Consider the following 15,584-nt stretch of genomic DNA (forward strand, 5'->3'; position numbering starts at 1 on the left):
GATGCTCGACCTGACTTTCCCGCTGCGCTGGCGCGTCGCGCTCGTCGCGCCGGCGCTCGCGGTGTTCGCCGCGTTCTGGCTGCTGCCGATGGCGGCACTCGTGCAGGTGTCCGCCGACGGCGCGTTCTTCCCGCACTACGCGGCGCTGCTCGGCAATGCGCGCTACATGAAGAGCCTCGGCGAAACCATCGCGCTGTCCGCGGGCGTCACGCTCGCGACGCTCGCGCTGTCGACGATCTCGGGCCTCCTGCTCGCTCGCCGCGAATTCGCCGGCAAGCGCGTGCTGCTCGCGCTGCTCACGTTCCCGCTCGCGTTCCCGGGCGTCGTCGTCGGCTTCATGGTGATCATGCTCGCCGGCCGGCAGGGGTTGATCGGCATGCTGTCCGCGAAGCTCACCGGCAACAAGTGGGTGTTCGCGTACTCGGTCGCCGGGCTGTTCATCGGCTACCTGTACTTCTCGATTCCGCGCGTGATCGTCACCGTGATCGCGGCCGCGTCGAAGCTCGACGCGTCGCTCGAGGAAGCCGCGCGTTCGCTCGGCGCATCGCCGTGGCGCATCTTCGTCGACATCGTGCTGCCCGCGCTCGCGCCCGGGCTGATCGCGGCCGGCGCGATCTGCTTCGCGACGGCGATGGGCGCGTTCGGCACCGCGTTCACGCTCGCCACCGACCTGAACGTGCTGCCGATGACGATCTATACCGAGTTCACGCTGAACGCGAACATCGCGACGGCGGCCGGCCTGTCGATCGTGCTCGGCATCGTCACCTGGGCCGTGCTCGCGCTCGCGCGCCGCTTCACCGGCCACACCGCCGCCGCCGCGGCCTGAGGATTCCCGCATGCAATCGCTTTCCGGCTCTTCCGCGCCGTCGCCCTCACCGGCACCCGCTCTCGCTCAGGCGAACGGCGTCGCCCGCCGCGCGCCGCGCGTCACCGGCGCTCGCGCGATCGCCGCGCTGCAATGGGGCGTCACGCTGCTGCTGTGCGCGTTCCTGATCGTGCCCGTCGTGATGTCGGTGCTCGCGGGCCTCACCGTCAACTATTTCCGCGGCCTGTCGAGCGGCCTCACGCTGCGCTGGCTCGAACAGGTGTGGCAGCAGTATCACGGCTCGGTCGCGCTGTCGCTCTATGTCGCGTTCGCGACGCTCGCGATCGTGCTCGCGGTCGGCGTGCCGGCCGGCTATGCGCTCGCGCGCAGCAAGAGCCGCGCCGCGCGCGCGATCGAGGAGGCGCTCGTGCTGCCGGTCGCGCTGCCCGGCCTCGCGTCGGCGCTCGCGCTGCTGGTCGTGTACGGCGGCTTCACCACGTTCCGGATGAGCCTGTGGTTCATCGTCGTCGGCCACGTCGTGTTCACGCTGCCGTTCATGGTGCGTGCGGTGGCGGCCGTCGCGGCCGGCGCCGACCTGCGCACGCTCGAGGAAGGCGCGGCCAGCCTCGGCGCATCGTTCGTCACACGCTTCGTCACGATCGTGCTGCCGAACCTGCGCCCCGGCATCGTCGCGGGGGCGCTCGCCGTGCTCACGCTGTCGATCGGCGAATTCAACCTCACGTGGATGCTGCATACGCCCGACACCAAGACGCTGCCGGTCGGGCTCGCCGATACGTATGCGTCGTTGCGCCTCGAAGTCGGCAGCGCGTACACGATCCTGTTCCTGCTGATGACGCTGCCGCTGCTCGTCGCGATGCAGTGGCTCGGCGTCGATCCGTCCGGCACGCGGGCACTCAAGAAGCGCCCGCGCTGAATTTCTCGCAGACATGAAACTCGATTCCACCCCCATCACCCTGACCCGCTGCGCGAAGACGTTCCGCGGCACGCGCGTGCTCGAACCGCTCGACCTGTCGATCGGCGCGGGCGAAACGCTCGTGCTGCTCGGGCCGTCGGGCTGCGGCAAGACCACGACGCTGCGCCTGATCGCGGGCCTCGACACGCCGGACGCCGGCGGCACGATCGCATTCGGCAACGACGACGTCACCGCGCTGCCGATCGAGCGCCGGCAGGTCGGCATGGTGTTCCAGAACTACGCGCTGTTTCCGAACCTGACGGTGCGCGGCAACGTCGGCTACGGGCTGAAGATCCGCAAGACCGAACCGCGCGCGCTGCGCGAGCGCGTCGACGAGCTGCTCGCGATGATGCGGCTCGACGCGCATGCGGACAAGCCGATCGACCAGCTGTCGGGCGGCCAGCGCCAGCGCGTCGCACTGGCCCGCGCACTGGCGGTGCGGCCGCGCGTGCTGCTGCTCGACGAGCCGCTGACCGCGCTCGACGCGAAGCTGCGCGACACGCTGCGTCGCGAGATGAATACGCTGCTGCGCGAACTCGGCGTGACGACGGTCTACGTGACGCACGACCAGGCCGAAGCGATGGAGCTCGGCGACCGGATCGTCGTGATGGGCGCGGGCCGCATCGAACAGATCGGCACGCCGCGCGACATCTACTACCACCCGGCCAACCGCACGGTCGCGCAGTTCATCGGCACGCTGAACCGGCTCGCCGGGCAATGGCGCGACGGCACGCTGGTGACCACGGGCGGCGCGATCGCGACGCCGCACGCCGCCGACGAGTGGTTCTTCCGCCCCGAGGATGCGCAACTGGCCGATCCCGCGCATGCGCCGCTGCGCGGTGCCGTGAGCGCATGCGCGTTCCTCGGCGAGCGCACGCGGCTCACGATCGAGCACGCGGCCCCCGACGCGCTCGTGATCGACGTGCCGGGCCGCATCGCGCTCGCACGCGGCACGGCGGTCGGCCTCACGGTCGCACCGGAAGGCCTGATCGCGCTCGGCGCCTGATCCGTCCTTCCGGCATCATTCATGCAGCACCCCACCGCGGCGCACGACGCCGCGACAACAATCAGACAATTCCGAGGAACGACGATGCTGCTTGCTCAAATCAGCGATCTCCACATCAAGCGTCCGGGACAGCTCGCGTACCGGCGCGTCGACACCGCGGCCGCGCTCGCGCGCTGCATCGAAAAACTGAACGCGCTCGTGCCGCGCCCGGATGCGGTGCTCGTCACCGGCGACCTGACCGATTTCGGCCACGACGAGGAGTACGGCAACCTGCGCGGGTTGCTTGCCGCGCTCGAGATTCCGTACTACCTGATGATCGGCAATCACGACGACCGCGCCGGGCTGCGCCGCGCGTTCGCCGATCGCGCCGAGCTGCAGGCGGGCGAATTCGTGCAATACGCGCTCGACGTCGGCGCGGTGCGCGTGCTGGCGCTCGATTCGCAGGTGCCGGGCGCCAGCTACGGCGACCTGTGCGATGCACGGCTCGCCTGGCTCGCCGCGCAGCTCGACGCAGCGCGCGATCGTCCGGTGATCGTCGCGCTGCATCACCCGCCGTTCGCGTCGGGCATCGGCCACATGGACAAGCTGCGCCTCGCGCCCGCCGCTTCCGCGAAACTCGACGCGCTGCTGCGCGGCCATCCGAACGTCGAGCGCGTGCTGTGCGGCCACGTGCATCGCACGATGTTCACGCGCTTCGGCGGCACGCTCGCCGCCGCGGTGCCGTCGCCCGCCCATCAGGTCGCATTCGACCTGCGGACCGATGGGCCCTCCGCGTTCCGGCTCGAACCGCCGGCGTTCGCGGTCCATCACTATGTGCCCGACGCGGGGATGACGTCGCATCACGTGTATGTCGATGAAGGCGCCGGGCCCTATCCGTTCTATGAACCGACGGGTGAGCTGGTCGACTGACGGGTTGACGCACGCACGATGACGGGCCGCGGCCGGCCGGTTACGCAGGTTCGGCCGGTTTGGCCGATCTGCCCCCGTCCGGCAGGATTCCCGTCGCTCCGGTATGATCGGCAGCCTCGACGGCGCCCCGCCGGCCTGCGCACCCGCCGCGTGCGCCGCGCGCTGCGCCGCCCCACTTCCGTTCGCGCAGCCATGTCCACCGCCTCCACCAACCGTCCGACCGACGCCGCCTCGCCCCACTATTCGCGCAGCCTGCTGTTGCTGCTCGCGACGATCGCGGGGGTGTCCGTCGCGAACATCTACTACAACCAGCCGCTGCTCGACAGCTTCCGCTCGGCATTTCCCGACGGCGCTTCGTGGATCGGCGCAGTGCCGACCGCGACGCAGCTCGGCTATGCGGCCGGCATGTTCCTGCTTGCGCCGCTCGGCGACCGCTTCGACCGCCGCGGGCTGATCCTGATGCAGATCGCCGGCCTGTCGGTCGCGCTGATCGTCGCGGCCACCGCGCCGTCGCTGGCCGTGCTCGCCGTCGCGAGCCTCGCGATCGGCGTACTCGCGACGATCGCGCAACAGGCCGTGCCGTTCGCCGCCGAGATCGCGCCGCCGGCCGAACGCGGGCATGCGGTCGGCACCGTGATGAGCGGCCTGCTGCTCGGCATCCTGCTCGCGCGCACGGCCGCCGGTTTCGTCGCCGAGTATTTCGGCTGGCGCGCGGTATTCGCCGCGTCGGTCGCGGCGCTCGTCGCACTCGCCGCCGTGATCGTGCTGCGGCTGCCGCGCAGCTCGCCGACGTCGACGCTGTCGTACGGCAAGCTGCTCGGCTCGATGTGGCATCTGGCGGTCGAATTGCGCGGGCTGCGCGAGGCATCGCTGACGGGCGCCGCGCTGTTCGCGGCATTCAGCGCGTTCTGGCCCGTGCTCACGCTGCTGCTCGCCGGCGCGCCGTTCCATCTCGGCCCGCAGGCCGCCGGCCTGTTCGGGATCGTCGGCGCGGCGGGTGCGCTCGCGGCACCGTACGCGGGCCGCTTCGCGGACAAGCGCGGCCCGCGCGCGATCATCTCGCTCGCGATCGCGCTGCTCGCGCTGTCGTTCGTGATCTTCGCGCTGTCGGGCTCGAGCCTCGTCGGGCTCGTGATCGGCGTGATCGTGCTGGACGTCGGCGTGCAGGCCGCGCAGATCTCGAACCAGTCGCGCATCTATGCGCTGAAGCCCGAGGCGCGCAGCCGCGTCAACACGGTGTACATGGTGTGCTATTTCATCGGCGGCGCACTCGGCTCGTCGGCCGGCGTCGCCGCATGGCACGCGTTCGGCTGGATCGGGATGTGTGCAACCGGGCTGGTGTTCACCGCGCTCGGGGGCTGGTTCCACCATCGCGGCGGCCGGCGCGACTGAGCGCGACCGGCCACGGCCGCGTCACGCGTCGGCGCGCGGTGCGGCCGGTTCGACGGCGGGCGGCGTAGCGAACGCGGGTGCCGGTTCAGCGGCGGGCGGCGGCGCGAACGCCGGTGCCGGTTCGGCGCTGGGCGGCGTGGCGAATGCCGGTGCCGGTTCAATGACCGCGGCTGGATCCATCACGGCGCCCGGCGCCGGCACGGCCAACTGAACGGCGGAAGGCGCCAGGATCGGCGCCGCATCCGGCACCGCGATCGGTTCGGGCGCCGCTGCCGCCTCCACCGTCGATGCGGCTGCCGCGGCCGCCGAACTGGCAGCCGCCGCGCGCGCCGCGGGCCGGCGCGCCGGATCGAACACGAACGACAGCCCGACGCTGCCGAGGATCGCGACGGTCGCGACCACGGTCGCCATCGTCACCGGCTCGCCGAGCAGCAGCGCACCGAGCGCGACCGCGACGATCGGGTTCACGTACATGCAGCTGCTCGCGATGATCGGGCTCGTGTGGCGGATCAGGTAGCCGTACGCGACGTACGCGGCCATCGTGCAGAACACCATCAGGTACAGGAACGCGAACACCGGCCCCACCATCAGGTGCTCGACGCGTTCGCCGACCAGCCATGCGACGAGCGTCGAGATCATGCCGCCGAGGCCGATCTGCAGCGACGTGGACAGGAACAGATCGGACGGCAGCTTGAGCCGCGTCGCGAGATGCGCGCCGCCGGCCCAGAACAGGGCGCCGGCCAGCACGCAGATCGTGCCGAGCGCCGAATTCTGCGCGGCCGCGCCGCCCGAGTTCAGCACGACGATGCCGACCATCCCGAGCGCCACGGCCGACCACTCGCCTTTCGTGACCGGCCGCCCGGCAACCGCGGCGATCACGGTCGCGAACAGCGGCACCGTGGCCACCATCACCGCGGCCGAGCCGCTGCTGACCAGACTGATCCCGAGCGCGATCGTGCCGGACGACAGCGCGACGAGCATCGTGCCGACGATCCCCGCATTGCGGATTTCGAGCAGCGTCGGCCATTCGGGCTTGCGCCGCAGCGCGAAGATGAACAGGCCGATCCCGCCGAGCAGGTTGCGCAGCCCCGACAGCAGCAGCGGCGGAAACGACTGCAGCGCGAAATGCAGGCCGCTGTAGGTCGAACCCCACACGAAATAGATGAAGACGAGCGCCAGCGCGACGCGGCCGCCGCGGCTTTGCGGCAGGCGGATCCGGAACGAGAAGCGGGCGAAGAAATCGAGGAGACGGTCGAGCGGCGTCATCGAGCAGCCTGCCCGCACGTCACGCCGCGTGCTCCGCTGAAAGACACCGGCGATGCCGGCAAACGGCCCTGGCGGGACCGGGAAGGCAGAGCGAACGTGCGGAACGACATGGCAGTGCGAACGGCGACGAAAGAGAACCGGCAAGCGGCGGCAGAGGGACAAAAAAACGCGCGCAACCGTTTCGGCTGCGCACGCTCGGCATTATGGCATCAAGGATTCGAAAGCATCGTCGGACCAGTCTGAAAGGATCGCGAATGATGTTTCCGCGCGACATTTCCCGGCCGGCGTGCGGGTGAAATCGGGGGCCGGATACGCGACACGCGTGCGTTGCCACGATGTCGATCCGACCCGCCATTCACGCCATTCACGCGATCCGTCGCGATCGAGTCAGCCATCGGCCGAACGGCCAGTCCTGCGCGCCAGCCAGCACTTCCCCCTTATCGTGACGGTCGGCTCACGCGCCGCATGCGCTGAACGACCTTCCTTCGACACCTGCACCGTCCATACAAAATTTTGTATAATCCAACCATTCTCCCGCCGAAGCCTGTTGTTTTCGTCGGCAGCGCGCTCGCGGATCTGCGCGGCTTTCCGCTGCCTGCGCGACGCGAAGCCGGCCACCAGATCGACCAGGTACAACGCGGGTTCGCACCCGACGACTGGAAGCCGATGCGCACCGTCGGCGTCGGCGTGCGGGAAATTCGCCTGCGCGATGCGAGCGGCGCGTTCCGGATCATTTACGTCGCGACGTTCGCCGACGCCGTCTACGTGCTGCACTGCTTCCGCAAGCAAGCGACGCGCACCACCCGAGCCGATATCGAACTGGCCGCCCGGCGCTATCGCGCGCTGACGATGGAGAGGAAACGATGACCACCGACCGTTATTCAAGCGTCTGGGACGCAATCGAGGGCCAGCCGGCCGAAGCCGAGAACATGAAGCTGCGATCCGAGCTGATGATCGCGCTCAAGCAGCGCATCGCGCAGCTCGAGCTCAGTCAGGCCCAGGCTGCGGAACGACTGGGCGTCACGCAGCCCCGCGTGTCCGACCTGATGCGCGGCAAGATCAACCTGTTCGGGCTCGACGCGCTCGTGAACATGGCGGCGGCCGTCGGCCTGCGCGTCGACCTCCAGGTGCGCGAATCCGCGTGACGCGTCACGTGCGATGCCGCGATGCCCGACGCATCGCGGCACGCGCATGCGCCACACCTCCCGCCACGCACCGCAACGCCCCGCTCACGATCCGCCGAACCAGTTGTACCCCTGGTCGACCCAGTAGCCGCCCGGAAACGTATCGGTCACGAAGATCTCCATGATGTGCTTCGGATTCTTGTAGCCGAGCTTGGTCGGCATCCGCAGCTTCATCGGGAAGCCGAACTCCGGCGGCAACCGATGGCCGTCGTAGTCGAATGCGAGCAGCGTCTGCGGATGCAGCGCGGTCGGCATGTCGATGCTCTCGTAGTAATCGTCCGCGCACTTGAAGCCGACGTACTTCGCCCGCGTGTCGGCGCCGGCGCGGGCGAGAAACGCGCCGAACGGCGTACCGCCCCAGCGGCCGATCGCGCTCCACCCTTCCACGCAGATATGCCGCGTGATCTGTTCCGCGTGCGGCAGCGCATACAGTTCGTCGAGCGTCCACACGCGCTTGCCCGTCACGCGGCCGGACAGCACGAGCCGATACGTCGACGCGTCGACGTGCGGCACGTCGTCGATCCCGTAGTACGCGTTGAACGGGAACGGTCGCGTGATGTCGGCTTCGGTGTAGGTCGGCGCGAGCCGCTCGCCGCTGAACAGCCAGGCCTGCACGCGGTCGTTCATGCGCGACACCGTCTCGAGGAACGTGTTGACCGACGCGTCGTCCTTCAGCGTGCAGCCGGTCAGCATCGTCAGCCCGCCAAGCGTCAGCACGCGCCGGTTGAACAGCCGCCGCGACGGCATCTCGAGCTCGCGGCGCACGTCGAGTTCGAGCGACTTCCGGTCGAGCGTCCAGCGCGAACCGTCGCGCGTGTATTCGGATTCCGACATGATGATTTCCTTCACCCGAGGTTGACGGGTCAGCGCCCACGCAGCATCGCGAGCAGCGAGCGCGGCACCAGCAGCGCCATCGCAACGTGAACGACGATGAATCCGACGAGCAGCGACATTGCCCAGAAGTGCACGACACGCGCGTTGTCGTAGCCGCCGAACAATTCGCGCAGCAGCGGGAATTGCACGGATTTCCAGATCGTGAGCCCCGACAGCACCAGCACGACGAGATCGACGATCGCGGTCAGGTACGCGGCGCGCTGCACCGCGTTGTACACGCTCAGGTCGGCGTGCGACAGCCGCCCGCTCACCGCGGCACGGATGTCGCGCCAGATCGACGCCGGCGTGACGGGCAGCATCTTGCGCGCGAGGCGCCCCGTCGCGATCGACATCGTCAGATAGAACAGTCCGTTGAAGACGAGCAGCCACATCGCCGCGAAATGCCATTGCAGCGCGCCGCCGAGCCAGCCGCCGATCGTGATCCCGTGCGGGAACGTGAACGGCGGATAGATCGGCGACGCGTCGTAGATACGCCAGCCGGACAGCACCATCAGGATCGCCGCGAGCGCGTTGAGCCAGTGGCTCGCGCGCACCCACAGCGGATGGATCGGGCGCGCGGGCGGCGTGGCGGCCGCGCGGCCGGTGGCGGGAACGGTTTGCATGATGAAGACTCCCGGAATGAGTCGACGGGACAGGACGCGATGCGGGCGGCCGCCGTGCGACGCACGCGCCGGCCGCGCCGCGTCCGCCTTTCGTCAGTTCGACGGCGCCATCTTGTCGCCCGACGGCTTGCCCATCTCGTCGTGCGACATCGCGTCCTTCTTCATCGCGTCTTTCTTCATCGCATGCTTCTTCATGCCGTCCTTCTTCATCGCGTCGTGGCCCATTGCATCCTTGGCCATCGCGTCGTGGCCCATCGCGTCCTTCGACATCGACGACCCCGGCTGCGACATCGCATCGTTCTGCGCATACGCGCCCGTGGCGATCGTGGCGAAAGCGGCGACGCAAGCGGCAATCAGTACTTTTTTCATGACATCTCTCCAGAACAACATGGGTTTAAGGAGCCGAATAGACGGACGACGTCGCGGGAAATGACAGCCGCTGCGAAAATTTTTTTTGAAGTTGCGCGCAAGCGCGTCATGCTGCGCCGCATTGCCGTGGCCGGCCAAGCCGGGAGGCCATGCGGCGGCGACGCGCGCTGCCATTTCGACGGGCCACCGTGCCGCCCGCCATGCTGCGGCCGCACCGGGGCAGCCGATCCTCTCCCGGTTGAAACCGCCGCCAAGCCAGTGTATCGTGTGCCCTGCTAACGCGGGGGTCCTGCAATGCGCCCGGTCAAACAACCGGCATTGCGGGTGAGAAATACCCTTTGAACCTGATCTGGATAATGCCAGCGCAGGGAAGCGTACGGATTTCGCCGCCATCCTTCTGACGAAATCCGCCGCCTCACCAAGCCTCGTCTCCTGCTTAGCTCGAGCCCCACATACGTCAAGGGCTCCGGGCAAGCGCCGAAGCGCCTGTCCGGCGCTCACACAGGAGATTGCATGAACGCCAATCCGAAGTTTCTGTCCGCCGACGCTCATGTCGATGCCGCGGCCGTCGCCCCGCTGCCGAATTCCCGCAAGGTTTATGTCACCGGCTCCCAGCCCGACATCCGCGTGCCGATGCGTGAAATCACGCAGGCCGACACGCCGACCGGCTTCGGCGGCGAAAAGAATCCGCCGATCTACGTGTACGACACGTCGGGCCCCTACACCGATCCGGACGCGAAGATCGACATTCGCGCGGGCCTGGCCGCGCTGCGTCAGGGCTGGATCGAGGCGCGCGGCGACACCGAAGTGCTCGGCGGCCTGTCGAGCCGGTACGGCCTCGAGCGCGCGGCCGACCCGGCCACCGCCGACCTGCGGTTCCCGGGCCTGCACCGCAACCCGCGCCGCGCCCAGGCCGGCAAGAACGTCACGCAGATGCACTATGCGCGCCAGGGCATCATCACGCCGGAAATGGAATACATCGCGATCCGCGAGAACCAGCGCCGCGCCGAGTACCTCGAGAGCCTGAAGGCGAGCGGCCCGAACGGCGCGAAGCTCGCCGCGATGATGGGCCGCCAGCACCCGGGCCAGGCGTTCGGCGCAGCGGCCTTCGGCGCGAACGCGCCGGCCGAGATCACGCCGGAATTCGTGCGCTCGGAAGTGGCGTGCGGCCGCGCGATCATCCCCGCGAACATCAACCACCCGGAATCCGAGCCGATGATCATCGGCCGCAACTTCCTCGTGAAGATCAACGCGAACATCGGCAACTCGGCCGTCACGTCGTCGATCGGCGAGGAAGTCGACAAGATGACGTGGGCGATCCGCTGGGGCGGCGACACGGTGATGGACCTGTCGACCGGCAAGCACATCCATGAAACGCGCGAGTGGATCATCCGCAACAGCCCGGTGCCGATCGGCACGGTGCCGATCTACCAGGCGCTGGAAAAGGTCAACGGCAAGGCCGAGGACCTCACCTGGGAAATCTTCCGCGACACGCTGATCGAACAGGCCGAGCAAGGCGTCGACTACTTCACGATCCATGCGGGCGTGCGCCTGCAATACGTGCCGCTCACCGCGAACCGGATGACCGGCATCGTGTCGCGCGGCGGCTCGATCATGGCGAAGTGGTGCCTCGCGCATCACAAGGAAAGCTTCCTGTACGAACACTTCGAAGAGATCTGCGAGATCATGAAGGCGTACGACGTGAGCTTCTCGCTCGGTGACGGCCTGCGCCCCGGCTCGATCTACGACGCGAACGACGAAGCGCAGCTCGGCGAGCTGAAGACGCTCGGCGAACTCACGCAGATCGCGTGGAAGCACGACGTGCAGGTGATGATCGAAGGCCCCGGCCACGTGCCGATGCAGCTGATCAAGGAGAACATGGATCTCCAGCTCGACTGGTGCAAGGAAGCGCCGTTCTACACGCTCGGGCCGCTGACCACCGACATCGCACCGGGCTACGACCACATCACGTCCGGCATCGGCGCCGCGATGATCGGCTGGTTCGGCACCGCGATGCTCTGCTACGTGACGCCGAAGGAGCACCTGGGCCTGCCGAACAAGGACGACGTGAAGGAAGGCATCATCACGTACAAGCTCGCCGCGCACGCCGCCGATCTCGCAAAGGGCCACCCGGGCGCGCAGGTGCGCGACAACGCGCTGTCGAAGGCGCGCTTCGAGTTCCGCTGGGAAGACCAGTTCAACATCGGCCTCGATCCGGACAAGGCGCGCGAATTCCACGACGAAACGCTGCCGAAGGATTCGGCGAAGGTCGCGCACTTCTGCTCGATGTGCGGCCCGCACTTCTGCTCGATGAAGATCACGCAGGACGTGCGCGAGTTCGCGGCGCAGCAGGGCGTGTCGGAAACCGAAGCGCTGAAGAAGGGGATGGAAGTGAAGGCGGTCGAGTTCGTGAAGACCGGCGCCGAAATCTATCATCGCCAGTAAGCGAACGCGCGATCCGGCGCTTCCGCCGGATCGCCGCGCCACGCACGAAGCCCGCTTTCGAGCGGGCTTTTTTGCGCACGTCGCATGCCTGCCGGCCCATGCGAAACAATTGATTACGAAACCGCGCGAGCCTTAACAAGTCCTTACAGCAGCGTCGGGGGACGGCGCGTAGATTGGGTTCATGCGCGGCCGCCAGCCGGTCGTGCGCCTTCCCGTTCACTACCACAAGGACAACGATCATGAATTCGATTCGGCGTTTTGGGGTATACGCTCTCCTCGTCGCGACAGTGGCCAGCCTGTCGGCCTGCGATTCGATGTCGCGACGCCAGCGCGATACGGCAATCGGTGCGGGCGTCGGTGGTGTCGCCGGCGCGGCGATCGGCGGCAACGCGCTGTCGACGCTGGGCGGCGCGGCGGCCGGCGGCATCATCGGTAACCAGGTCGGCAAGTAAGCAGTCCGAGATCGGCCGGCTGGGCGTCGCCGCCCAGCCGCAGGCCGGTGGTTCAACGGCGTTTCCGCGGTGCGGAAGCGCCGTTTTCGTCTGTGGTGCCGCAACAGGCGCGGCCGCTCCCCCCGGAAATGATCGGTTACCGTTTCTCATACCGTGTCATCGGGACTCGGCCTAAGCTTCAAGCATCTGCCGATAGCCGGCTCCGCCGGAGACACATCATGAACAGGACCCTCGTCGCCGCGGCGCTTGCCTGCACGACGCTTGCCGGCTGCTACTACCCGTACGGCTATTATCCGGGCGGCTATTACACGGCGGCGCCGGTGCCGGTACAGCCCGCGCCCGTGTATGTCGATCCGGCCCCCGCCTACTACTATCCGGCGCCGGCCTATGCGCCAGCGTGGGGCGGTTATTGGGGCCCGGCGCTGTCGCTCAATTTCGGCTTCGGCGGACGCGGCGGCTGGCGTCATCACTGACCTGATCGGCCGCGCCGCATGTGGCGGGGCGTGCGCCGCCCGGCGGCAAACGGCCGGAATGGCCGTTTCTTGTCGTTTCATCCGATCGTGAAACGACCGGGCGGTAACGCGGTGTAAGATTCCTCGCATCCCGTCCCGCCCTCGCCGATCGATGTCACCCAAGAACGCTTTCCTGCTGACCGTGCTCGCCGCCCTGTGGGGCGCGTCCTTCCTGTTCATCCGAGTCGGCGTCGTCGATTTCGGCGTCGCGCCGCTGATGGCGTTGCGGGTGGGCATCGGCGCGCTGTTTCTCGCCTGCTTCGCGCTGACGCGCTTCAAACCCGCCGATCTCGGCGCCCGCCTGCGCCGTCATGCGTGGCCGTTGTTCGTCGTCGGCGCACTGAACTCGGGCATTCCGTTCTGTCTGTTCGCGTTCGCCGAACTGACGCTGTCGGCCGGCGTGACGTCGGTGATCAATGCGACGACGCCGCTGTGGGGCGCGCTCGTGGCCTACCTGTGGCTGAAGGACAAGCTGTCGCTGCCGCGCGCGCTCGGCCTCGTGATCGGGTTCGCCGGCGTGCTCACGCTCGTATGGAACCAGATCGCGAATGCGCACGGCGAAACGGGCGCCGCCGCGACCGCGCTCGCCGCCGCCGCGGCGCTCGGCGCGACGCTGCTGTACGGCGTCGCGGCCAACTACACGAAGCGCAAGTTGACCGGCGTCGACCCGCTCGTCAACGCGACCGGCAGCATGATCGGCTCGACCGTCCTGCTGCTGCCGTTCGCGATCGCCACCTGGCCGGCCGCGCCGGTCAGCGCGCACGCATGGGGCTCGGTGCTCGCGCTGGGCGTCGCCTGCACCGGCATCGCATATTTCATCTTCTTCCACCTGATCGCGCACATCGGCCCCGCCCGCGCGATTACCGTGACGTTCGTGATCCCCGTGTTCGGCCTGCTGTGGGGCGCGCTGTTCCTCGGCGAACACGTGTCGGCCGTGATGATCGAAGGCTGCGCGATCGTACTCGTCGGCACCGCGCTCGCGACCGGCGCGATCAAGCGGATTCCCGGGATCCGGCCGCGCAGCGGCGAAGCGACCTGACGATACATTCGGGTGCACGCGCCGCCATCGTTCCGGGCGTGATGCGTGACGACCGGGCGCCGGCTATTCATCGCCGCGCCCTCGAATAGTGCCGCGGTCCGGCCGGCATTCCGCTGACGGCGACGTTCGTTCGCCATTTGGCGGCTGTCGGGATTTCCCGCCTCGCCTTGCCGCGCATGCCATGCGGCCGGATTGTCATGTGCGGCGGCGACGCCCGACGCTACGCGGCGATCATGCGCGGCACGCATGCGAGCAGCGCCGGCCGCAGTCGCATTCCCGCGTGCGTCTGGAGTTTCCCTGATACGCGAGCGGCCGCGTTCCCGTTACACTCCGAACACTTACCCGCAGAAGGCGGTCTCGATGCCCCACGTCCTTTCGCGTCCGCCGGCGCGTGCGACTGCTTCAGCGTGGCGGCGCGCTGCCGTTCCGCCGCTCATTCCCGGGCACCGTTGACATGAAGCCCGCCCGCGACCTCTCGCTCGACTCCCTGCTCGAACGCCTCACGCCGACGCCCGGCGGCTGGGTCGCCACCTATCGCACCACGACATTGCGCAGCGTGTTCCAGCCCGTGCTGTCGATCACGCACAAGCGGGTCGTCGGCTACGAAGCGCTGCTGCGCGTCGTCGATTCGAACGGCGCAATGATCTCGCCCGCCGCGCTGTTCGACAAGACGCGCGCCGACGCCGACGCGCTGCTGCTCGACCGGCTCGCGCGCTGCCTGCACACGGCCAACTTCATCGCGCAGGGCATCGGCGACGGCTGGTTGTTCCTGAACGTCAACCCGCGCGTGCTCGACTCGGGCCTCGTGCAGCGCGAATTCGTCGAGGCGCTGTGCCGGCATTTCGCGCTGCCGCCGAACCGCATCGTGCTGGAAGTCGTCGAACAGCCGTCGCGCGACGAAGCCGAGCTCGCCCGCACGATCGACATGATCCAGCATCGCGACTTCCTGATCGCGATCGACGACTTCGGCACGGGATTCTCGAACTTCGACCGCGTGTGGCGCGCGCGCCCCGACATCGTCAAGCTCGATCGCTCGCTCGTCGTACGCTCGACCGGTTCGGCCGACGATCGCCGCATCATGCATCACCTCGTGTCGATGCTGCATCAGGCCGGTGCGATGGTGCTCGCCGAGGGCGTCGAGAGCGACGACTCGCTGCAGGCGCTGATGGAAGCCGACATCGATTTCGTGCAGGGTTTCCAGTTCGGCCAGCCCGATGCATCGATCGCCCATGCCAGCGCGGCAGCACCCGCGATGCTCGACGCCGCGTGGCAGCGCTTCATCGCGCGCCGGCACGCGCCGGTCGTCGCCGAGCAGCCCGGCTTCGACGCGATCGAGCGGCTCGTGCTGTCCGGCGCGGCGGCGTTTTCCGCAAGCGGCAACCTGCAGGACGCCGCGCAGCGCGTGTTCGCGGTGCCGGCCGCGCGCCGCGTGTTCGTCACCGACGAAACCGGCGAGCAGTTCCTGCCGTCGATCGGCGCGCGCGCCGACGACGGCCAGGCGGGCGTCACCCGCCTCTCGCCGCTCTTCCCGGAAACCCACAGCAACTGGTCGCGGCGCCCGTATTTCCAGCGCGCGATCGCCGCGCCCGGACGCGTCGCGCTGATGGGCCCGCACTTCTCGCTGACGGAAGGCCGCGACTGCTATACGGCCGCCGTCGCGATCCGCGCGCAGAACCGGCTGGTCGTGTTCTGCGTCGACTTCGTGCTCGACAGCGCCGGGACCGTGATGCGGTAGC

At 68.5% G+C, this 15,584-nt stretch carries 16 protein-coding genes and 1 riboswitch; of the genes, 12 read left to right on the forward strand and 4 right to left on the reverse strand.

Annotation, left to right across the window (positions count from 1 at the left end):
* Position 1 precedes the first annotated feature (1 nt).
* From LGM56_RS20835 to LGM56_RS20855, 5 genes are all read left to right on the forward strand, one after another.
* Positions 2-826 (forward strand): ABC transporter permease, encoded by an 825-nt coding sequence (locus tag LGM56_RS20835; RefSeq protein ID WP_226206670.1) that lies wholly within the window; start codon positions 2-4, stop codon positions 824-826.
* Between the two features lie 10 nt (positions 827-836).
* The gene (locus LGM56_RS20840) at positions 837-1,739 is read left to right on the forward strand and encodes an ABC transporter permease (RefSeq protein ID WP_226206671.1); all 903 of its coding nucleotides are present in this window, start codon (positions 837-839) and stop codon (positions 1,737-1,739) included.
* A 13-nt stretch (positions 1,740-1,752) separates the two neighbouring features.
* Positions 1,753-2,784 carry an ABC transporter ATP-binding protein gene (locus LGM56_RS20845; RefSeq protein WP_039352318.1) on the forward strand — a complete coding sequence of 344 codons (1,032 nt, stop codon included), beginning with the start codon at positions 1,753-1,755 and terminating at the stop codon, positions 2,782-2,784.
* Positions 2,785-2,868: 84 nt separating this feature from the next.
* Positions 2,869-3,693 carry a phosphodiesterase gene (locus LGM56_RS20850; RefSeq protein WP_226206672.1) on the forward strand — a complete coding sequence of 275 codons (825 nt, stop codon included), beginning with the start codon at positions 2,869-2,871 and terminating at the stop codon, positions 3,691-3,693.
* A 192-nt stretch (positions 3,694-3,885) separates the two neighbouring features.
* The gene (locus LGM56_RS20855; RefSeq protein ID WP_226206673.1) at positions 3,886-5,085 is read left to right on the forward strand and encodes an MFS transporter; all 1,200 of its coding nucleotides are present in this window, start codon (positions 3,886-3,888) and stop codon (positions 5,083-5,085) included.
* 21 nt (positions 5,086-5,106) lie between these two features.
* Here LGM56_RS20855 and LGM56_RS20860 read toward each other — a convergent pair whose 3' ends face one another.
* Positions 5,107-6,351: an EamA family transporter gene (locus tag LGM56_RS20860; protein ID WP_226206674.1), complete on the reverse strand. Its 1,245-nt coding sequence runs from the start codon at positions 6,349-6,351 to the stop codon at positions 5,107-5,109.
* Positions 6,352-6,864: 513 nt separating this feature from the next.
* On the opposite strand from LGM56_RS20860, the gene LGM56_RS20865 reads away from it, so the two are divergent.
* Together LGM56_RS20865 and LGM56_RS20870 are read left to right on the forward strand one after the other, a co-directional pair.
* On the forward strand, positions 6,865-7,218 hold the full coding sequence (locus LGM56_RS20865) for a type II toxin-antitoxin system RelE/ParE family toxin (protein ID WP_226206675.1): 354 nt from the start codon (positions 6,865-6,867) through the stop codon (positions 7,216-7,218).
* Positions 7,215-7,496 (forward strand): helix-turn-helix domain-containing protein, encoded by a 282-nt coding sequence (locus LGM56_RS20870; protein ID WP_089439637.1) that lies wholly within the window; start codon positions 7,215-7,217, stop codon positions 7,494-7,496. The genes LGM56_RS20865 and LGM56_RS20870 overlap by 4 nt, the downstream gene beginning before the upstream one ends.
* Before the next feature lie 84 nt (positions 7,497-7,580).
* On the opposite strand, the gene LGM56_RS20875 is transcribed toward LGM56_RS20870, so the two are convergent.
* From LGM56_RS20875 to LGM56_RS20885, 3 genes are all read right to left on the reverse strand, one after another.
* The gene (locus LGM56_RS20875; RefSeq protein WP_089494463.1) at positions 7,581-8,369 is read right to left on the reverse strand and encodes a molybdopterin-dependent oxidoreductase; all 789 of its coding nucleotides are present in this window, start codon (positions 8,367-8,369) and stop codon (positions 7,581-7,583) included.
* A 29-nt stretch (positions 8,370-8,398) separates the two neighbouring features.
* On the reverse strand, positions 8,399-9,031 hold the full coding sequence (locus tag LGM56_RS20880; protein ID WP_089494462.1) for a cytochrome b/b6 domain-containing protein: 633 nt from the start codon (positions 9,029-9,031) through the stop codon (positions 8,399-8,401).
* Between the two features lie 93 nt (positions 9,032-9,124).
* Positions 9,125-9,400 (reverse strand): pentapeptide MXKDX repeat protein, encoded by a 276-nt coding sequence (locus LGM56_RS20885; RefSeq protein WP_011351498.1) that lies wholly within the window; start codon positions 9,398-9,400, stop codon positions 9,125-9,127.
* 272 nt (positions 9,401-9,672) lie between these two features.
* A riboswitch (TPP riboswitch) is annotated at positions 9,673-9,789 on the forward strand.
* Positions 9,790-9,913: 124 nt separating this feature from the next.
* Between LGM56_RS20885 and thiC the strand changes: the two genes are divergently transcribed.
* The 5 genes from thiC (at position 9,914) to LGM56_RS20910 (ending at position 15,583) form a co-directional block, all read left to right on the forward strand.
* Complete coding sequence (gene thiC, locus LGM56_RS20890) at positions 9,914-11,845, forward strand: phosphomethylpyrimidine synthase ThiC (RefSeq protein WP_027787941.1); 1,932 nt, start codon at positions 9,914-9,916, stop codon at positions 11,843-11,845.
* 239 nt (positions 11,846-12,084) lie between these two features.
* Complete coding sequence (locus LGM56_RS20895) at positions 12,085-12,297, forward strand: glycine zipper 2TM domain-containing protein (RefSeq protein ID WP_069247576.1); 213 nt, start codon at positions 12,085-12,087, stop codon at positions 12,295-12,297.
* A 218-nt stretch (positions 12,298-12,515) separates the two neighbouring features.
* Positions 12,516-12,770 (forward strand): hypothetical protein, encoded by a 255-nt coding sequence (locus LGM56_RS20900; protein WP_089424922.1) that lies wholly within the window; start codon positions 12,516-12,518, stop codon positions 12,768-12,770.
* 151 nt (positions 12,771-12,921) lie between these two features.
* Positions 12,922-13,848: a DMT family transporter gene (locus LGM56_RS20905; RefSeq protein WP_089494460.1), complete on the forward strand. Its 927-nt coding sequence runs from the start codon at positions 12,922-12,924 to the stop codon at positions 13,846-13,848.
* A 454-nt stretch (positions 13,849-14,302) separates the two neighbouring features.
* A complete protein-coding gene (locus tag LGM56_RS20910; RefSeq protein ID WP_089495262.1) occupies positions 14,303-15,583 on the forward strand; it encodes an EAL domain-containing protein in 1,281 nt (426 codons plus the stop codon).
* Position 15,584 lies beyond the last annotated feature (1 nt).

It is taken from the genome of Burkholderia sp. AU38729 (assembly GCF_020419725.1).
Classification (GTDB): Bacteria; Pseudomonadota; Gammaproteobacteria; order Burkholderiales; family Burkholderiaceae; genus Burkholderia.